This is a genomic window from Paenibacillus xylanilyticus (genome assembly GCF_047246825.1).
GTDB classification, from domain to species: domain Bacteria; phylum Bacillota; class Bacilli; order Paenibacillales; family Paenibacillaceae; genus Paenibacillus; species Paenibacillus xylanilyticus_B.
Genome location: NZ_JBFOLB010000003.1, coordinates 510,407 through 528,635, shown reverse-complemented (window position 1 = coordinate 528,635; position 18,229 = coordinate 510,407). Strand labels below are relative to the sequence as shown.

The 18,229-nt window shown below is 48.7% G+C and carries 16 protein-coding genes; 11 read left to right on the top strand and 5 right to left on the bottom strand.

Going from position 1 to position 18,229, the window contains the following annotated elements:
* The first annotated feature begins 11 nt into the window (after nt 1-11).
* The 3 genes from AB3N00_RS21705 to AB3N00_RS21695 all read left to right on the top strand — a co-directional run bounded on the left by AB3N00_RS21705 (nt 12) and on the right by AB3N00_RS21695 (nt 2,292).
* Nucleotides 12-155, top strand: a complete 144-nt coding sequence (locus tag AB3N00_RS21705) for a hypothetical protein (protein WP_167301716.1) — start codon at nt 12-14, stop codon at nt 153-155.
* On the top strand, nt 148-1,443 hold the full coding sequence (locus AB3N00_RS21700) for a glycosyltransferase family 2 protein (RefSeq protein ID WP_413036446.1): 1,296 nt from the start codon (nt 148-150) through the stop codon (nt 1,441-1,443). The genes AB3N00_RS21705 and AB3N00_RS21700 overlap by 8 nt, the downstream gene beginning before the upstream one ends.
* A 120-nt stretch (nt 1,444-1,563) precedes the next feature.
* A complete protein-coding gene (locus tag AB3N00_RS21695; protein WP_413036445.1) occupies nt 1,564-2,292 on the top strand; it encodes a class I SAM-dependent methyltransferase in 729 nt (242 codons plus the stop codon).
* Nucleotides 2,293-2,406: 114 nt separating this feature from the next.
* Here AB3N00_RS21695 and AB3N00_RS21690 read toward each other — a convergent pair whose 3' ends face one another.
* Nucleotides 2,407-3,186 (bottom strand): ABC transporter ATP-binding protein, encoded by a 780-nt coding sequence (locus tag AB3N00_RS21690; RefSeq protein WP_413036444.1) that lies wholly within the window; start codon nt 3,184-3,186, stop codon nt 2,407-2,409.
* Nucleotides 3,187-3,353: 167 nt separating this feature from the next.
* Between AB3N00_RS21690 and AB3N00_RS21685 the strand changes: the two genes are divergently transcribed.
* From AB3N00_RS21685 to AB3N00_RS21675, 3 genes are all read left to right on the top strand, one after another.
* Entirely contained in the window at nt 3,354-4,391 is a 1,038-nt protein-coding gene (locus AB3N00_RS21685; RefSeq protein ID WP_413036443.1) for a pectinesterase family protein, read from the top strand.
* A gap of 383 nt (nt 4,392-4,774) precedes the next feature.
* Nucleotides 4,775-6,352, top strand: coding sequence for a chitinase (locus tag AB3N00_RS21680; RefSeq protein ID WP_413036442.1), 1,578 nt, complete (start codon nt 4,775-4,777; stop codon nt 6,350-6,352).
* Nucleotides 6,353-8,452, top strand: coding sequence for a glycosyl hydrolase family 18 protein (locus tag AB3N00_RS21675; protein WP_413036441.1), 2,100 nt, complete (start codon nt 6,353-6,355; stop codon nt 8,450-8,452). It begins immediately after the preceding gene.
* Between the two features lie 154 nt (nt 8,453-8,606).
* On the opposite strand, the gene AB3N00_RS21670 is transcribed toward AB3N00_RS21675, so the two are convergent.
* Both AB3N00_RS21670 and AB3N00_RS21665 read right to left on the bottom strand, forming a co-directional pair.
* Nucleotides 8,607-9,452, bottom strand: coding sequence for an aldo/keto reductase (locus AB3N00_RS21670; protein ID WP_413036440.1), 846 nt, complete (start codon nt 9,450-9,452; stop codon nt 8,607-8,609).
* Between the two features lie 222 nt (nt 9,453-9,674).
* Nucleotides 9,675-10,862 carry an MFS transporter gene (locus AB3N00_RS21665; RefSeq protein WP_413036439.1) on the bottom strand — a complete coding sequence of 396 codons (1,188 nt, stop codon included), beginning with the start codon at nt 10,860-10,862 and terminating at the stop codon, nt 9,675-9,677.
* Between the two features lie 166 nt (nt 10,863-11,028).
* On the opposite strand from AB3N00_RS21665, the gene AB3N00_RS21660 reads away from it, so the two are divergent.
* The 3 genes from AB3N00_RS21660 to AB3N00_RS21650 all read left to right on the top strand — a co-directional run bounded on the left by AB3N00_RS21660 (nt 11,029) and on the right by AB3N00_RS21650 (nt 12,639).
* Nucleotides 11,029-11,427 carry a winged helix-turn-helix transcriptional regulator gene (locus tag AB3N00_RS21660; RefSeq protein WP_413036438.1) on the top strand — a complete coding sequence of 133 codons (399 nt, stop codon included), beginning with the start codon at nt 11,029-11,031 and terminating at the stop codon, nt 11,425-11,427.
* On the top strand, nt 11,424-12,101 hold the full coding sequence (locus AB3N00_RS21655; RefSeq protein WP_413036437.1) for a TIGR00266 family protein: 678 nt from the start codon (nt 11,424-11,426) through the stop codon (nt 12,099-12,101). Before AB3N00_RS21660 ends, AB3N00_RS21655 begins: the two co-directional genes overlap by 4 nt.
* Before the next feature lie 82 nt (nt 12,102-12,183).
* Entirely contained in the window at nt 12,184-12,639 is a 456-nt protein-coding gene (locus tag AB3N00_RS21650) for a MarR family winged helix-turn-helix transcriptional regulator (RefSeq protein ID WP_413036436.1), read from the top strand.
* Nucleotides 12,640-12,776: 137 nt separating this feature from the next.
* Here AB3N00_RS21650 and AB3N00_RS21645 read toward each other — a convergent pair whose 3' ends face one another.
* Complete coding sequence (locus AB3N00_RS21645) at nt 12,777-13,751, bottom strand: aldo/keto reductase (protein ID WP_413036435.1); 975 nt, start codon at nt 13,749-13,751, stop codon at nt 12,777-12,779.
* A gap of 115 nt (nt 13,752-13,866) precedes the next feature.
* On the opposite strand from AB3N00_RS21645, the gene AB3N00_RS21640 reads away from it, so the two are divergent.
* Together AB3N00_RS21640 and AB3N00_RS21635 are read left to right on the top strand one after the other, a co-directional pair.
* A complete protein-coding gene (locus tag AB3N00_RS21640; RefSeq protein WP_413036434.1) occupies nt 13,867-14,904 on the top strand; it encodes an LCP family protein in 1,038 nt (345 codons plus the stop codon).
* Between the two features lie 187 nt (nt 14,905-15,091).
* On the top strand, nt 15,092-17,686 hold the full coding sequence (locus AB3N00_RS21635) for a DUF2339 domain-containing protein (RefSeq protein ID WP_413036433.1): 2,595 nt from the start codon (nt 15,092-15,094) through the stop codon (nt 17,684-17,686).
* A gap of 197 nt (nt 17,687-17,883) precedes the next feature.
* On the opposite strand, the gene AB3N00_RS21630 is transcribed toward AB3N00_RS21635, so the two are convergent.
* Nucleotides 17,884-18,039, bottom strand: a complete 156-nt coding sequence (locus AB3N00_RS21630) for a hypothetical protein (RefSeq protein ID WP_413036432.1) — start codon at nt 18,037-18,039, stop codon at nt 17,884-17,886.
* Nucleotides 18,040-18,229 lie beyond the last annotated feature (190 nt).

Genomic DNA, 18,229 nt, shown 5'->3' with positions numbered 1-18,229 from the left:
GGCGTAGTCCAGTGAATTATTTAACATGGTTTGTTCCGCTCTGCATTATCGTCAGCAGTTTCTTTACGATTACAATACTGATCTTAACCGTGGCAACGCTGCGTTTTCGAGGCAAAATCAACAGGAAATACGATCGGAGGAAGTTGAATGGCTGATTTCCTGCTGTTGATGTCCATTCTTAGTATATGGATATCCGTTACTGAATCTATCGTCATTATGGCCGGAGCTATTCGATTCATTAACAAACAAGAGAAAAAGGGGATTCAAATTCCTGAGAATATGGATCATTACCCGACAGTAACGGTTATGGTGCCTGCACATAATGAGGGACTGGTTATTGTTTCTACCGTTGAGCACATCTTACGCTTGAATTATCCGGAACATAAAGTTCAAGTCATTGTTATTGCAGATAATTGCACGGACGATACAGCAGAACGGCTTAAGGCTCTTAAAGCGAAGAGTAGTTATGCTGACCGGGATTTTACGATCCTGGAGCGTAAAGGTATAGGGGGGAAATCCGGAGCTCTGAATGATGGTCTCGAACTGGCCTGGGGGGAATGGATCTGCATTTATGATGCAGACGCCGCTCCTGAACGGAATGCATTAATGTTTCTGACACAGAAAGCTCTGGAGAATCCGGAGAAGCATGGCGCTGTATTTGGACGCAACAAGGCTCGCAACCGGGGGCAGAATTTCCTCTCGAGATGCATTAATCTGGAGCTTGTAACGGTTCAACGTGTCCATCACACGGGGTTATGGGAGTTATTTAAACTAGGAACCATTCCAGGCACCAACTATATCATCAAGGCAAATCTGATCCGTGAAATTGGTGGATGGGATCCGGATGCCATTACAGAAGATACCGCAGTATCGTTCGATATTCTTACCCGTGGTCAGCTTATTGCGCTAGCGCCCCAAGCAGAGGCCTATCAACAGGAGCCAGAGCAGCTGAAGGTTTATATGAAACAACGCGAACGCTGGTCCAAGGGGAATTATCAGGTTGTTATCGATAATATTAAGCATCTGTTCGACCGTACGAGTTGGAGAATTAAACTGCATGTCCTGTATTATGCTGCGAGTTATTTCTGGTTTATGATCGCCATTATTGTTTCGGATATCATCTTTGTCTCTAACCTTGTATATCAGGTCATCGCATTGTTTAATCCCAATGTCATTTCTCCATTCCAGTTTTCAGGGGACGTATATGTGTACCTTGTTATTGCTTGGGCACTTATGTACTACATTTATGTTCTGCAAATTAACCTTGCACTTTCAGCGGATATTGGACAGAGCAATACTCAAAACTTTATTGTGGCTTGTCTTTCCTATTTCACATATGCCCAGTTGTTTCTGGTCATCTCCGTTAAGGCGTTTGTTTCTCTCATTGGGGATAAACTGTTCCGTAGAGAAACCAAATGGTACAAAACGCAGCGATTCGGCTGAGTTCACTCCTATATGGCAAGGGCTGTTTCTGACCTGTTCAGAGGCAGTCCTTTTTTGTTATGGTAGAACACTTGGACGACAGGTATAATCTTTCGAAGAATAGAAACGGAGGGTTGTGCAATGAGTGAACGCGGATCGGATTTTTATGATCAAGAGGCTAACTTCGAGAAGTATATGGAACGCCGCCAGTGGCAGGAGAATGCCAACGATACACTGGAAAAGCCCGTCATGCTGGAGCTGATCGGGGACGTAGCAGGCAAAAGCATTCTTGATCTGGGCTGCGGAGATGCGAGATTTGGGGCTGAATTGCTTGATTCGGATCATCGAGGTGCGAAGTACACTGGTATTGAAGGTTCGAAAAATATGGTCCGTACAGCTCAGGAAACAGTCAGGGGTATGAATGCGCAGATTGAGCATGCATTTATGGAAGATTGGACGTATCCTGCGAATCAATATGATCTGGCTATATCCAGATTGGCTATCCATTACATAGAGGATACGGATACGTTGTTCCGCAGCATATACAGCGCATTGAAAGACAATGGAAGATTCGTGTTTTCAGTGGAACATCCGGTCATTACATCGACTTTGCAGCCCTCCGGGACGCGAACCAATTGGATTGTTGATCAGTATTTTGTGGAGGGATATCGTGAGCAGCAATGGCTCGGGGGTTCAGTGAAAAAGATGCACCGTTCCATTGAATCATATTATATGGCCTTGCAAAAGGCGGGGTTCCACGTGGAGCATTTGCGGGAGTCTACACCACAGCGCCAATATTTTGTAAATGAGGAAACCTATCTGCGCAGACAGCGAATTCCGCTGTTTTTATTCCTATCTGCACGTAAATAACACACAGCAAGCTGTGGATAGATCTAATAACACAAAGCAGCCCAAAAAACCTGTCCACATGTGGATAAGTTATTTTGGGCTGTTTCTATGCTTAACTGTGTGCAGAAGGGGCTGTTATTTTTCCGCAGCCCTCACATAGACGCGTTCTCCATGTCGCTCCACATCCACAGGTGCTTCAAAAAAGTCACTCAACACTTCAGCGTTCATCACATTGCAGGTTAACCCGCTATTCACGACCTCACCCCGCCGCAGCAGGAGGCTGTGACTGAACACAGGCAGGATCTCTTCGGTATGGTGGGTCACGTAGATCAGGGAAGGAGAGTCTGGTCGCTGCGATAATTCACTGATACTCTCCAGGAGCCGTTCTCTGGAGAACAGATCAAGCCCATTGCAGGGCTCGTCCAAAATGAGAACGCGCGGATTCGCCATCAGAGCTCTGGCAATAAGGAGTTTCTGCTTCTCACCCTGAGAACAGGTACGATATTCGCGATCCCACAGATGCTGACAGCCGAGCGTACGCATCAGTTCCTTTGCCTGATCCAGATCCTCATCCGAGAGTTTATCGTACAATCCGATTGTGGCGTGTTTACCGCTGATCACGACATATTGGGTACGGTCTGTGCCATGCAGCTTCTCTTGGAGGGAAGAGCTGACCCAGCCGATGGATTTACGCAGCTCACGCAGGTCCACATCCCCATACTGATGTCCAAGCACCGATATCGTACCGTCGGTAGGCCAGAGGTAACCGGTGATCATGTTGAGCAGTGTGGTCTTGCCGGATCCATTCAGGCCAAGCAGCGCCCAGTGTTCTCCATCGTTGACACGCCAGCTGACATCATTCAGCAGGGTGATCGGTCCTCTTTTCCAAGTCACATGTTGTACATCAATAATCATGGCGTATTCCTTCCTTCCGCGTTATCCGTGGTATATCCTGATTGTATTGTAGTCACAGGTATTTTAATGTTGTCAAGCCACTTGGACTTTGCTAAGATGGGAGAAATTTTATGTAAACGCATTCATATTGCAGTGTGCAGACCTTTAAAATAAGGAGGCCGATTGTCATGAGAGAGCCTATATCCAGAGTTAAGGGTACCCGATATTATACGGTTTCAGCGGATGGAAGCGGTGATTTCACTTCGATTCAGGCTGCGATTGAGGCCATACCGGAACCATGTGCCGAGAAGACCATTGTTCGTATCAAGCAAGGGATCTACTATGAAAAGCTGCATATTGAGAAGCCCATGGTCCATCTGATCGGTGAGGGAGCGGACCAAACGGTTATTACTTATGATGATTATGCACTCAAAAAGTTTCCTGACGGGGAGTTATATCATACTTTTCATTCCTATACGGCTTTTATCGGCGCGGATGATTTTACGGCAGAGGGGCTTTCCTTCGTAAACTCCGCCGGTCCCGGCAAGGATGTAGGGCAGGCCCTTGCCGTATACGTCGATGGGGACCGGGCAGCCTTTCGGCAGTGCCGATTCATCGGTCACCAGGATACCATCTTTACCGGGCCACTACCGGAGCAGCCGATCGATCGAAGCTTCTTTGGCGGTCCGCGCGAGGGAGCAGAGCGGCGGAAGCTGCGCCAATATTATGAGGATTGTTACATCGAGGGTGACATCGACTTTATTTTTGGCTCGGCTACAGCTGTGTTTCAGGGCTGTGAGATTTTTGCGAAAAATCGTTTGCCGGATAACGCTGCAGCGGCTGGGGAAGTGAGTGGCTGGATCACGGCTGCGTCCACACCGGAAGATGTGCGTTATGGTTATGTATTTATGAACTGTGATCTGACCAGTGATGCGCCTCCTCAGTCGGTGTACCTTGGCAGGCCATGGCGGAATCATGCCAAAGTGTGCTTCCTGAACTGCCGGGTCGGTGCCCATGTGAAGCAGGAGGGATGGCATAACTGGAATAAACCTGATGCCGAATCTACCGTTGTATACGCTGAATATAACAGTACCGGACCGGGGGCGGGGAACACGAGTGAACGGGTCCCTTGGGCAAGAATGCTGACTGAACAGGAAGCATCCGAATATACGTTGCCGTTTATTTTATCTGGTGGGGACGGATGGCTTCCCTTTACCGAACTTTGATTACCCGATTGTAAAAACACATTCACCATTCTTCTAATCGTTAGACGTTGCCGCAAGGCTGTCTTTCAAGTCCTCTATGGGCCTGGCAGACAGCCTTTTTGTGCGCCATATTAAATTTTTCACCCTCCAATAGAATAATTTATCCCTTATCTCATTTGCATTTTACTGATTAAATACAGGGTGAGGATCTGTAAATTCCCTGTAAAATCTGGATGTAATTTTATAAAAGACCTAAGGGAAGGTCCGATGTTAAAAAGAGAGGGGGAAGCGGCACTCGATATCACATTGATCAAAGTAGGCTCTTATCCATCGCAGATCACATGTAAGTGCGCCCGTGAAGCTATTGCAAGGTGAAAAGAACCTTAGTACAGGAGGGATTTTGCTTGAATCAAGCTGTTCGATTCCGCCCGGTCATCACAATCGCTTTGGCATTTCTTCTGATCATTTCGTGGTTTGCACCAAGAGCAGACGCCGCTGCCGAGTGGCAGGCAGGTACCGCATATAAGAAAGGAGATCTAGTAACATATCAAAACAAAGATTATGAATGTATTCAGCCTCATACGGCCTTGATCGGATGGGAGCCATCGAGCGTTCCTGCGCTGTGGAAATATGTTGGGGAAGGTTCCGGGGGAGGGGGAGAGACGCCCGTTCCGGATACGACACCACCTTCTGTTCCGGCTGGTCTAACCTCATCCTTTGTCACCGAGACCTCGGTCCAACTTGCCTGGAATGCATCCACGGACAATGTGGGTGTAACCGGATATGTTGTGTACCGGAACGGTGCTCTCGTAGCGAGTACCTCCGCTGCAACAACGACCATAACCGGGCTGACAGCGGGTACTACGTATGCATTTACGGTAAAAGCGAAAGATGCCGCCGGCAATTTGTCGTCTGCAAGCAGCTCCCTCAGCGTAACGACTTCCACCGGATCTTCGAATCCAGGGCCAACCGGCGGCAAATGGCTGATCGGCTACTGGCACAACTTCGACAATGGTTCTACCAATATCAAACTTCGCAACGTATCAACAGCCTATGACATCATTAATGTCTCCTTTGCCGAACCGGTTTCACACGGCAGCGGAACGCTCGCGTTTACCCCATATAACGCCACTGTAGCAGAATTCAAGTCCGATGTTGCTTACCTTCAAAGCCAAGGGAAAAAGGTACTGCTCTCTATGGGGGGAGCCAATGGCACGATTGAGCTCACGGATGCAGGCAAGAGACAGCAATTTGAAGAGTCATTAAAATCCATCATTTCGACTTACGGCTTCAACGGCCTGGATATCGACCTTGAAGGAAGCTCCCTGTCTCTGAATGCGGGGGATACCGATTTCCGTAATCCGACGACACCCAAGATCGTTCATCTCATCCAGGGTGTGAAGGCAGTCAAGTCGCATTTCGGTGACGATTTCATCCTGACGGCTGCACCGGAAACGGCCTATGTACAGGGCGGGTATCTGTCTTATGGCGGTCCTTGGGGTGCATACCTGCCCGTCATTCATGCGCTGCGTAACGATCTCACCCTTCTTCATGTGCAGCACTATAACACGGGTTCTATGGTGGGGTTGGATGGACGCTCCTACGCTCAGGGAACAGCTGATTTCCATGTTGCCATGGCCGAAATGCTGCTTCAAGGTTTTAATGTAGGCGGTAGTTCCGGTGCATTCTTTAGCCCTTTGCGTCCGGATCAGATTGCGATTGGTGTACCTGCATCCCAGCAGGCGGCCGGAGGCGGCTATACGACACCAGCCGAGCTGCAAAAGGCATTGAATTACCTGATCAAAGGTGTATCGTACGGCGGTTCCTATGCTTTGCGTCAGCCAGCAGGCTATGCAGACATTAGGGGCATTATGACCTGGTCCATCAACTGGGATGTGTATACGAACAATCAGTTCTCGAACGCCCATCGTTCATTCCTGAATGGTTTTAGCACGCAAATGACAAAGGAGGCTGTGTACTAAATGCCAAATATGACTGCACACGCTGTTGTTAAGAAAACCGCAAAGTTTTTCCTTGGTCTCTCCCTGCTCTTATCTGTCATTATTCCTTCCTTTGCACTCCAATCCCGAACGGCCGAAGCGGCAGATGCTTATAAAATAGTTGGTTACTACCCTGCCTGGGCTGCGTACGGAAGAAGCTACAATGTAACTGACATCGATCCGACCAAAGTGACACATATCAACTATGCCTTTGCCGACATTTGCTGGAACGGGATTCATGGGAATCCGGATCCTTCAGGACCCAATCCCGTGACCTGGAGCTGCCAGGATGAGAAGAGCCAGACGATCAATGTGCCGAACGGAACGATTGTACTTGGCGATCCATGGATTGATACAGGCAAACAATTTGCAGGGGATACGTGGGATCAGCCCTATGCAGGCAATATCAATCAGCTTAACAAGCTGAAACAGATCAATCCAAATTTGAAAACGATCATCTCCGTTGGAGGATGGACGTGGTCCAACCGCTTCTCCGATGTAGCCGCGACATCAGCAACCCGTGAGGTCTTTGCGAACTCCGCCGTCGATTTCCTGCGGAAATATAACTTTGACGGGGTGGATCTCGACTGGGAATACCCGGTATCAGGCGGGCTCGACGGCAACAGCAAACGTCCTGAAGACAAACAGAATTATACCCTGCTTCTAAGCAAAATCCGTGAAAAGCTGGACGCGGCAGAAGCCGTTGACGGCAAAGAGTACCTGCTTACGATTGCAAGCGGAGCATCTCCGACCTATGCTGCCAATACGGAGCTTGCGAACATTGCTTCCATTGTCGATTGGATTAACATCATGACATATGATTTTAACGGGGCTTGGCAGAAAATCAGCGCGCATAATGCACCTTTGAATGCCGACCCTGCAGCTGCAAATGCCGGAATACCGGACGTGGATACCTTTAACGTGACTGCCGGAGCACAAGGCCATCTGAATGCAGGCGTACCGGCCGCCAAGCTGGTGCTGGGGGTTCCATTTTACGGCCGCGGCTGGGATGGATGTGCACAGGCCAATAACGGCCAGTATCAGACGTGCTCGGGTGGTTCTTCCGTGGGAACATGGGAAGCAGGCTCCTTTGATTTCTATGACTTGGAGGCCAATTACATTAACAAAAACGGGTACACGCGTTACTGGAACGATACAGCCAAAGTGCCATATCTCTATAATTCCTCGAACAAACGCTTCATTAGCTATGACGATGTGGAGTCTATCGGGCATAAGACTGCTTATATCAAGAGCAAGGGACTTGGCGGGGCGATGTTCTGGGAGCTCAGCGGTGACCGCAACAAGACACTGCAAAACAAGCTGAAATCAGACCTATTCTCCGGAGGCACAGTCCCACCGACAGATACGACTGCACCGAGCGTACCGGGCAATGCGCGCTCAACGGGAGTGACGGCAAGCTCGGTAATCTTGGCCTGGAATGTTTCGGCGGATAACGTTGGCGTCACTGGCTATAACGTCTACAATGGCGCTAATCTTGTGACTTCCGTTACCGGAACGACCGCAACCATCAATGGACTTGCAGCGGGCACTTCCTATACCTTTACCGTAAAAGCAAAGGATGCGGCAGGGAATCTGTCTGCAGCCAGTAATGCTGTAACCGTAAGCACTACGGCTCTACCGGGAGGGGATACGCAATCGCCAACTGTACCGACAAACCTCGTGTCGACAGCGCAAACGACATCCAGCATATCCCTTAGCTGGACGGCATCAACTGACAATGTTGGTGTAACGGGTTATGAGGTGTACAACGGAACGGCACTGGCCACAACCGTCAACGGAACGACGGCAACCATCAGCGGTCTTGCGGCGGATACCTCGTATACTTTCACGGTGAAAGCAAAGGATGCGGCGGGAAATGTGTCTCCTGCGAGTAGTGCCCTGACCGTGAAAACTGCAACAGGAACGACGAATCCAGGCGTTTCCACCTGGCAGGCCAACACCGCCTACACTGCAGGGCAGCTTGTGACGTATAACGGTAAAACGTATAAATGTTTGCAGTCCCACACCTCCTTACCGGGGTGGGAACCTTCCAATGTTGCCGCGTTGTGGCAGCTTCAATAGTTAAATAGCGGGTTCAGAGGCCACTTCTGGTTAGATCAGGAGTGGCCTCTTTGTGGTTATGCTTCTCTAATAAGAGTATTATATGTCCATATCAGAAAAAGCCTCCGCACTCCCGCATATGGCGAGGAGTATGGAGGCTTAAACGTGTTTCACTTTAGAAATCGAAGTTATCCGGGTCTGGTCCCACACGAACATCTTCGTTGAGGGCGCTGATCCGATTCATCTCATCGTTGGACAATTCAAAGTCGAAGATGGAAGAGTTCTCAATAATCCGATGTTCCTTGGTGGATTTCGGGATGGTAATGACACCGTTCTGCAGATCCCAACGCAGGATCACTTGTGCTACGGATTTGCCTTTGGCCGAAGCAATCTCGGTGATTACCGGGTTGTCCAGCAGTTGACCCTGCATGAGCGGAGACCATGCTTCAAGCTGAATGCCATGCTTTTCACAGAAGGCTTTGAGCTCAACCTGAGTAAGACGAGGGTGATATTCCACCTGGTTAACCATCGGTTTCACTTTCGCGTCCTGCATCAGGTCTTCGAGGTGATGAATCTGGAAGTTGCTAACGCCAATGGCTTTGATTCGGCCTGCTTCGTACAGCTCCTCCATCGCTTTCCATGCACCTTTGTATTTGCCTGCTTTTGGCCAGTGAATCAGATACAGATCCAGATATTCCAATCCCAGTTTGTTCAGTGTAGTATCAAAAGCCGCGAGTGTCTCTTCATATCCAAGATCTGCGTTCCATACTTTGGACGTCACAAACAATTCTTCGCGTTTCAGGTTGTTCTCTTTCAATGCTTCAGCAATCGCTTGTCCGACACCGGATTCATTACCATATATAGCGGCAGTATCAATGCTGCGGTAGCCGTGCTGGATCGCTTTTTTGACCGCCTCTATTAATTCTGAACCTTCTTCTACCTTAAATACGCCAAGTCCAAACCAAGGCATTTGAACGCCGTTATGCAGAGCGACTGTGGATTGTAAATGTTGTGCTGTCATGAGATGTCCTCCTAGTGTGTATCATCGTTTGTTAAGTGATTCTAGAATAACTTTAATCCGATCCTGCGAAATTAAATGAGGGTAGATTAAATAGGGCTCAACGTACTATAGTAAAATACAATACCATGTGAACCGGTTCCCTTAAACCAGGGTTAATGAGCCAACGAACGTGAGCAGTCTAAAAACGCAGTCTTTTGAACTTGCCTGTTTTTATTCAAACCATTATGCAGCAGGCGATCTGCGCTCCAATGCTCTTGCCCATCCCGTCAGGATTACAGCAGCAAGAACCATAATTGCACCGACCCATGTTGTGTGCACCAGACCAATGGAATCGGTGATGACCCCACCCAAATATGCACCTATGGCGATACCTGCGTTGAAGGCAGCGATATTGAAGGCAGATGCCACATCTTTAGCCTGTGGAGCATATCGTTCGGCAAGTGTCACAACGTACATCTGAAGTCCAGGTACATTCATGAAGGCCAGCAGACCCATTCCGAGAATGGTGAGTAATGCTGCGAACTTGAATGGGACGGTAAAGTACAGTATGCCCAAAATGATGGTCTGAACGATAAACATATAGAATAGTGCCTTCAGCGGATTACGGTTGGCCGCTTTGCCGCCGATAATGTTACCAATGGCGATGGCGATCCCGTATAACAGCAGAATGGCTGCTACGGTTTTCTCTGAATATCCGCTAATGTCATGCAGAAGCGGGGACAGGTAGGTGAAGACAACAAAGGTACCTCCATATCCGACAGCTGTAATGGCGAAGGCAAGCAGCAGTCGTCCACCCGTTACAAGCTTCAGCTGGTCGCGGAATGCCGTGCGTGTACCACGTTGTAGGGTAGAAGGTACGAGTACCATATTCCCGATTAACGCAATGATGCCCACGACAACGATGAGAATAAAGGCAGCGCGCCAGCCTAAGTGTTGACCAATCAGTGTGCCGAGAGGTACCCCGGTTACGGTGGCAATGGTCAGACCCGAGAACATAATGGCAATCGCACTGGCGCGGCGGTTTGCAGGCACCAGATCAGCCGCAATGGTGGAACCAATCGACATAAATACCCCGTGTGACAGTGCCGAAATGATTCGGGCTATCAGCAGCAGTGTAATGCCGCTGGATAGTGCGGCCATCGTGTTACCTGCAATGAAAACCACCATGATGGCCATCAACAGTGTCTTGCGTGACACGGTTGAAGTTAATGAGGTCAGGATGGGCGCTCCGAACGTGAAACCCAAAGCATATAAAGTAACAGTCAATCCCGCTGTAGTGACGGAAATGCCCAGGTCACCCGCAATAAGGGGCAGCAGCCCAACACTGATGAATTCTGTGGTGCCGATGGCGAACGCACTGATGGCGAGCGCCAGCAGCGCCCACGTGCTGCGTTTGGAATCTTGTAACATGTCTTGCTCAACTCCCCAGAATGTAGATTTACGTACCGGCAAATGCTATTATGAATTATTCGGTATAAAATGAATAGTACGTACTTTTTAGTACCATACGTACTTTTTGGTGCCTATATAGCTTTGCTTGGTTACAATCCAAATCCATTAGGGGAGGAAGCATATTATGATCAGAAAAAAATACAATATCTCGGTCGAGGCTACGCTCGAGGTTATCGGTGGCAAGTGGAAGTGTGTCATTCTCTGTCATCTTACGCACGGCAAAAAACGCACCAGCGATCTTAAGCGTATTATGCCCGCCATTACACAAAAGATGTTGACTCAACAGCTGCGAGAGCTTGAAGATGACGGCATCGTGAATCGGATCGTCTATAACCAGGTCCCGCCTAAGGTTGAGTATGAACTAAGTGAGTATGGCTGGAGTCTGGAACCAATTCTTAATGCGTTGTGCAATTGGGGGGAGCAGCATATCGTGAAGGAGTACGGGGACAAAGCAGCCGTGCTGGAGGACAACGGATTAAACCATTTTGACTCGGATGAGAACAAGGAGCTGATCAAGCAATGAATTATGAGATATTGCATGAGGGTGCTTTTGCCATGCTCAAGGTTCGCTTACAGCGTGGAGAACGATTCAAGGCAGAGAGTGGTGCCATGGTATCCATGACACCAACGGTTCAGCTGAAAGGATCGGCAGAAGGCGGCATGTTTGCTGGATTCGGACGGATGATCAGTGGTGAGAAGTTCTTTTTTCAGGAGTTAACCGCTGCAGGAGGGCCTGCAGAGATTTTGCTGTCACCTTCCACCATGGGTGGTGTGGAGGCTGTTGAACTGGATGGCTCCTATTCGCTTTATGTACAAAAGGATGGATTTCTGGCCGGGACGGAAGGCATTCAGGTGAACAGCAAAATGCAGAATTTGAAGAAGGGCCTCTTTTCGGGAGAGGGATTCTTCATTATTGAAATCAGCGGAAAAGGCACGGTATTTCTGTCTTCCTATGGTGCCATTCATGCCATTCATCTGGCAGCGGGAGAAGAAGTAATTGTAGATAACGCACACTTGGTTGCTTGGCCTCAATATATGGAGTATCATATCGAAAAAGCATCGCAGGGATGGTTATCCAGTGTAACGAGTGGTGAAGGGCTGGTGTGCCGATTCAGAGGTGAGGGCACGGTCCTGATCCAGAGCCGCAACCCGCAGGGGTTCGGACAATGGGTGAAGCAATTCATCCCTTCACGTTAACGATTAGTCAGCATTCTGTTTTCTCTGGAGTGCAAAGCATAAAAAGAAGTCTCAAGGCATCAGTGATGGAGGAATTAACGAGATGAGTTCACAGTATAAAAACGCACACGAAAGTCCAGGACACCTGCTGTGGCAGGTCACAACGATGTGGCAGAAGGAAGTGCGCAGGGTGCTTGATCCATTGGGGCTAACCCCGCCGCAATTTGTACTTTTGCATGGCTGCTTATGGCTGAATGAGAGAGATACGGAAGGGAAAGGCGTAACGCAGGTTCAGCTTGCGCATTTTGCCAACGTGGATGTTAATGTGACTTCACAGGTGCTTCGTACGCTTGAAAAGAGGGGATTAATCAACCGCATTCGGCATCAGACCGATACCCGTGCGAACATGATCACAACCACGCCGGAAGGCACGGAACTGGCCAATCAGGGAATTCAGCTTGTTGAAGAGGCCGACAGACAATTCTTTGACCTGGTAAGTGATCGTAAGGAAGAATATATGGACATTATGCGGGAATTTATCAAAAATAAATCGGAATAATAACTTGATTGAGTCATGCTGTCATACTTATAAAAATGATATACCCATCGAAGCAAGGTGAGATGAATTGACGCCTGCTACATACCAACATTGAAAACCTCCCAGACCATGAGCCGGGAGGTTTTTTATTGATTTTTTTAATTCAGTCGATACGAGGCAAAAGGCTCACCATGACGGAACGAGTCGCTAAGTTGATCCAACTCTGCGATCATGTCATGCGTGAGCTCCAGGTTCAAACTAGCCAGATTGTGCTCCAGCTGTTCGGTACGCGTGGCACCAACAATAACCGTGGAAACGGCTGGACGAGCCAGCAACCAGGCGAGCGACAGCACACTTGGTGAGCAACCGAATTCGGCTGCTTTCTCGCTTACCTGCTCTCCTAATCTGATATTATGCTCCAACAGGAACCGGTTGAAGGATGGATCCGTATCCGCTCGGGAGCCGGAAGGAATTCCTGCTTGTCCATTATATTTGCCTGTCAGAATGCCGCCCGCGAGCGGGAAATATGGGATGATGCCAACCCCCTGATCCAGACACATCGGTACAAGTTCAAGCTCAGGGGTACGGTCTGCCAGGGAGTAGCTGGTTTGAGTGGAAATATAGCGCACATGCCCTTTCAATTCGCTGATGCCAAGAGCTTTCATGAGCTCCCAGGCTGCATAGTTGGAGGCCCCGATGTAGCGAACTTTACCGGAGGAGACCATGTCATCCAGTGTTCGCAAGGTTTCCTCCAGCGGAGTGTGCGGATCAAACGTGTGAATCTGATACAGATCCACGTAGTCCGTCTGCAGACGCCGGAGGCTCTGTTCCAATTCTTGCTGCAAATGATAGCGGGAGGAACCCCGCCCATGAGGACCATCATGCCGGGGAAGACCGGCCTTGGTGGCAAGCACAGCGTTTTCCCGTCTGCCTGCCAGAGCCTGTCCAATAATGCGCTCTGATTCGGTTCCGGCGTAGATGTTGGCGGTATCGATAAAGTTGATTCCCTGATCCAGTGCTGCATGAATAATACGTGTCGAAGCCTCGTCATCCGCGCGTTTGCCAAAGGCATTGGTACCGAGTCCAAGTGCAGATACACGCAAACCGCTGTTGCCCAAACGTCGATATTCCATTCATCATCGCTCCCTCTGTGTCAGTTCTTGTATAGCAGATTATAACGTAATCTATTGAAAACGTGTTATTAATATAGTTAAATGATTCTAAGAACCCGTTATTAAAGGAGACATGATGGAAAACAGTGCCGCACATTTAACCCGCCGGAAGCCGAAGAAACCGAAGAAGAGATGGAAGAAACCTCTAATCATTACCCTAAGCGTGCTGATCGTGCTGGGAGGACTCGGATATGTCTACCAAAAACAGCTTGTGCTGTTGGCATTCGAACTATTTGCCTCAGGTACGGTGAAGGAAGCGCTGGACGATTCCTACAAGCCGGTTGGAGACCAGGATGCGGAAGCCCCTGTAGTGCAGCATACCGATCCGTTCTCGCTGCTGCTGCTGGGGATTGATCAAAGGGATAATGAACCAAGCCGTTCGGATACAATCATCTATTCCGTCGTGCGTCCGGAAGACAATAAAGTGCTGCTGCTGTCCATTCCGCGAGACTCCTATACCGAGATTGTCGGGCGGGATGTGAAGTCGAAGATTAATTCAGCCTATGCCCATGGCGAAGCCAAGATGGCAATGGATACGGTGGAGAATTTGCTGGGTAACAAAGTGGACTTTTATGCCGCGATTAATTTTAACGGACTTAAGGATATTGTTGATGCGGTTGGCGGCGTGGAGCTGCCGATTAAGAAAAATATCGAGAACAAGCTCAAAAGTCATGAGAAGCTGTTTGTGGAAGCGAACAAACCCATCTATAGCGGCGAAGAAGCGCTGGGTTATGTAAGATACCGGGAGGACTCCGACTTTAACCGGACGATGCGTCACCGGATTTTCTTAAGTGCATTCATGAATCGTGCGTTAGAGGTCAAAAATCTGACCAAGATCCCGGACGTCATCAAGATTGCCGGATCGAACTTTACAACGAACATGAGCTCGGATTTCATCGTGAACTTTGCCGAGTCCTTATATATGAAAGACAGCGCGCCAACGATCAGCAACTACATGCTGAAGGGTGAAGGTGCGACACGCAGTGGTACATGGTACTATGATCTGTCGGAGGACGATCTGCAGCATGTGCGGACCATGCTGAGCAATTGGCTGGACCCGGATGCTACCGAGATTATGGAACCCGAGTCAGCGGATGAGAACGAAGCGGCTTAGAGCCGTCTGGATTGTAAAATAGTTCTGATGTAAACCCCGAGAAGCGAATGGCTTCCCGGGGTTTTTGCTGTGTAGTAATGAAATATATAGGCGGATAAATGGATATATCGAACTTTTGGCTCATTACATCGCATATCTATAGTAAAATATAGGCAAACAGATCAACATCAACCAACGGAGGAAGCTTATGAAGGACTTCAAAGATCGACTTCGCCAGGTTCAGGAACAGCAGAGGCAGCTGGTGAAAGAATACAACTCCCTGCTTCAGGACTATCAGTCCGATGACCTGATCGTGCAGAATGAACAGCTTCATGAGCAGGTTGAAGCTCATAAGCAGAAGCTGCATCAGCTGGAGACGCGTGCACGCAAGATGGAGGAGGAGAATGCCCGTCTTCGGATGGCTCTATCCGAACAGATGCTGGATGAGAAACTGAACCTCATTCGGGTATCGCAGGAGAAGATGGAGACGTACTTTCGCGGAAAGACGGGTGTACATAATTACCGGCTGGAAGCTCATGAACATCGTACCAAAATAAACATGAATGCCTTATTCAACAAAGCTTCAGAAGAGCTTCGGGAAGATGCCGATGAGTTTAAGGAGAGAATTGCTTATCTGGCTGCAGAGGTAGAGGAACGAATCGAATTACACAGACAAACGCTATGGGAACGGGAAGAAGCGGTACGTCAGCAGATGCAGCATGGCTATGAGCATATGGTGGAGGAAGGATTGAGTGAAGAAACCATTCAGCGCCGGATTCGCCAGAACCGGATGGAGATGAAGATTGGACTAAGCTGGATTAATAAGGTTGCCATTCTGCTTATTATTCTCGGCGTTGGCGCAGCATTCCAGTATTCATACTCTACCTGGTTCAATGATGAGATGAAAGGCGGCGCCTTCTTCCTGCTTGGCATGCTGATGCTTGCCGGGGGAGAGTGGCTGTTTCGGCGGAAACGTCAGACGTTCGCGATGGGATTGCTCGGGGGTGGAATCTCCGTTCTGTTCGGCTCTATTTTCTACAGTTATTTTCTGCTCCATATTATCGGTTTATATACGGGTCTTGGACTTTCAGTGCTTGTATCGGCGGTGTCCGTCCTGCTATCCCTAAGATATCAGTCGAGGACGATCTGCTCGCTTGGTCTGGTGGGCGGTTATCTGCCCCTGTTCTCGTATATGGCCTATTTCGGTCTCAGCGGGAACTCCGTATATGTTGCCATGGTCTATTTGCTGCTTCTTAACGGCATTATTGTACTTATTTCCTTCGGCAAGCGTTGGCCGGTCGTGCATTATATCAGTTTTCTGTTTAATACACCGTCCATGTTAATCCTCTTGTGGCTATCGCCGAACAACATTGTGGGCATGGTGTATTCGATTGCTACGTTTGCATTATATCTGGGAATTACACTCGCGTATCCATTCAAACATCGGGTTAAGCTGACCTGGTGGGACTTCACCCTGCTGGCCATGAATACGAGCATCAGCTGTCTGATGCTTTATGTACTCTTTGACGCAGAAGGCTGGGAGGATGCGCAGGGATTGCTGGCGCTTATATTCTCGCTAGTGTATGTTGGACTCGCCCGATGGGTACAGCGCAATATGGTTCAGGAGAAACAAACCATACTATTGTTCTACATCACATCCCTGACCTTTGCCATTCTGATGATCCCGTTCCAGTTTGGGGCGAAGTGGTTGTCCATGGGTTGGCTCATCGAAGGTATCCTGCTCGTTATGCTGGGTCACTTGAAGCGGTTCAGGTCGGTAGAACGTGCGGGATGGGGCGTTGTGCTCCTGTGCGTGTTCACCTTCGTATATTATGATGTGCTGGTGCTGTATATGGTGGGGGAGCAATCCTATTTTATGCTGAAATACTCCTGCATTACGCTGGGTACCCTTTTGATTACATTGTATTATGCCATGATTGGCAGCGGGAAAGGGATATTGTCCAAAGCCAAGATTCAACACAGTGTGCTGGAGCTCGGCACTCTGAATATATTCAAATACGCTACCCTCGGCAATCTGTGGTTGTATGTTCTGTACGAATCGAATGAGCTGTATACCCGTGCGGTCGATGGGACATTCTTGCTTTACTTGTTCTACAAATGGCTGATGTTCGCTGCACTGACCATCGCACTGGCGTATGGCTTAAGTAAAGCAAAAGCAGTCCATGACCGGATCGTGCAGTATTACACAGCCTTTCTGCATGCAGCAGGCTGCTGTATTGCACTGGCAGTAACGTTAACCATGCCGGCACTTGAGCCGGGAGCCCAGCAGCATTCGGCAGCAGAGATTGTGGGACTGCTGGTTCTGATTATTTTTAATATCGGTGTATTCTTTGCGGGAAGAGATCTGTTGATTGCAGGCATACGCGGGCAGTTCAAAAGTGTGGAGTGGTATCCCGTCATTGCAGGCGTTTATCTGCTGGGTGTCATCACCGTCTTCCTGACAGTGCAGTTCCAGTGGGGAGATATTGGTCTGATGTTCAGTTTGGTCTACCTGCTGCTCGCCATCCTGTACATCGCATATGGATTCCGCAGAAGGTACGTCATGATTCGTCGTCTAGGACTGGGGCTGACGTTGTTCTCCACGGGGAAAATGGTGTTCTACGATGTCAGTTTGCTGACAACGGGCAGCAAAATTATCGCCTATTTTAGCTTCGGTGTGTTGTTGCTGGGCATTTCCTATCTGTATCAGAAGGTATCCAGCAGAATGGAGGAGGTTCAGGGCAGAGAGACATCGCGGGTGGAAGAGCCGGATCGGTCTGAGGCAGAGGAAGAAAAGTACTGAATATAAACAAATGCCAGGCAACAATCCTTTTCTCCTATTTAAACCAAACAGGCCTCTTGTCGCTGTGATGTCAGCGTTCAAGGGGCTTCTTCATGTGGGTTTGCGCGACAGGCGAGCAGAGACTCTTATTTTATAACATGATGATTATGACATTGATGAAACGTTTTTTACATAGACCGCGTTATAATAGAATAAGCCTATGGCTGGGTGTTCAGATGCAACCATGATGTTTCGGTAGCGGGTGTGCTGTTCAGTGATTCTCCGCGTTCATCCGTCATTCGTGACAGTACGGTTAGTGTAATGGACAGGGCAAAGGCGAGCAGCACATATATGAAAATGTTCTTTTTGTTCATGTAAGATACCTCTCTTGTTGATTAAGCTGGGATGGAAGAACGTTATGAGAAAAAAGGCACAACGTCTGGTATAGTAGAGAAAAGCATACAACGATGCCTGTATACACTATATAAATCGTCAGCAATGCAAACAATGGAACAAATCTGATGAAATTATCATTATTCATGAACAAGTCATAGAGATAGAGCG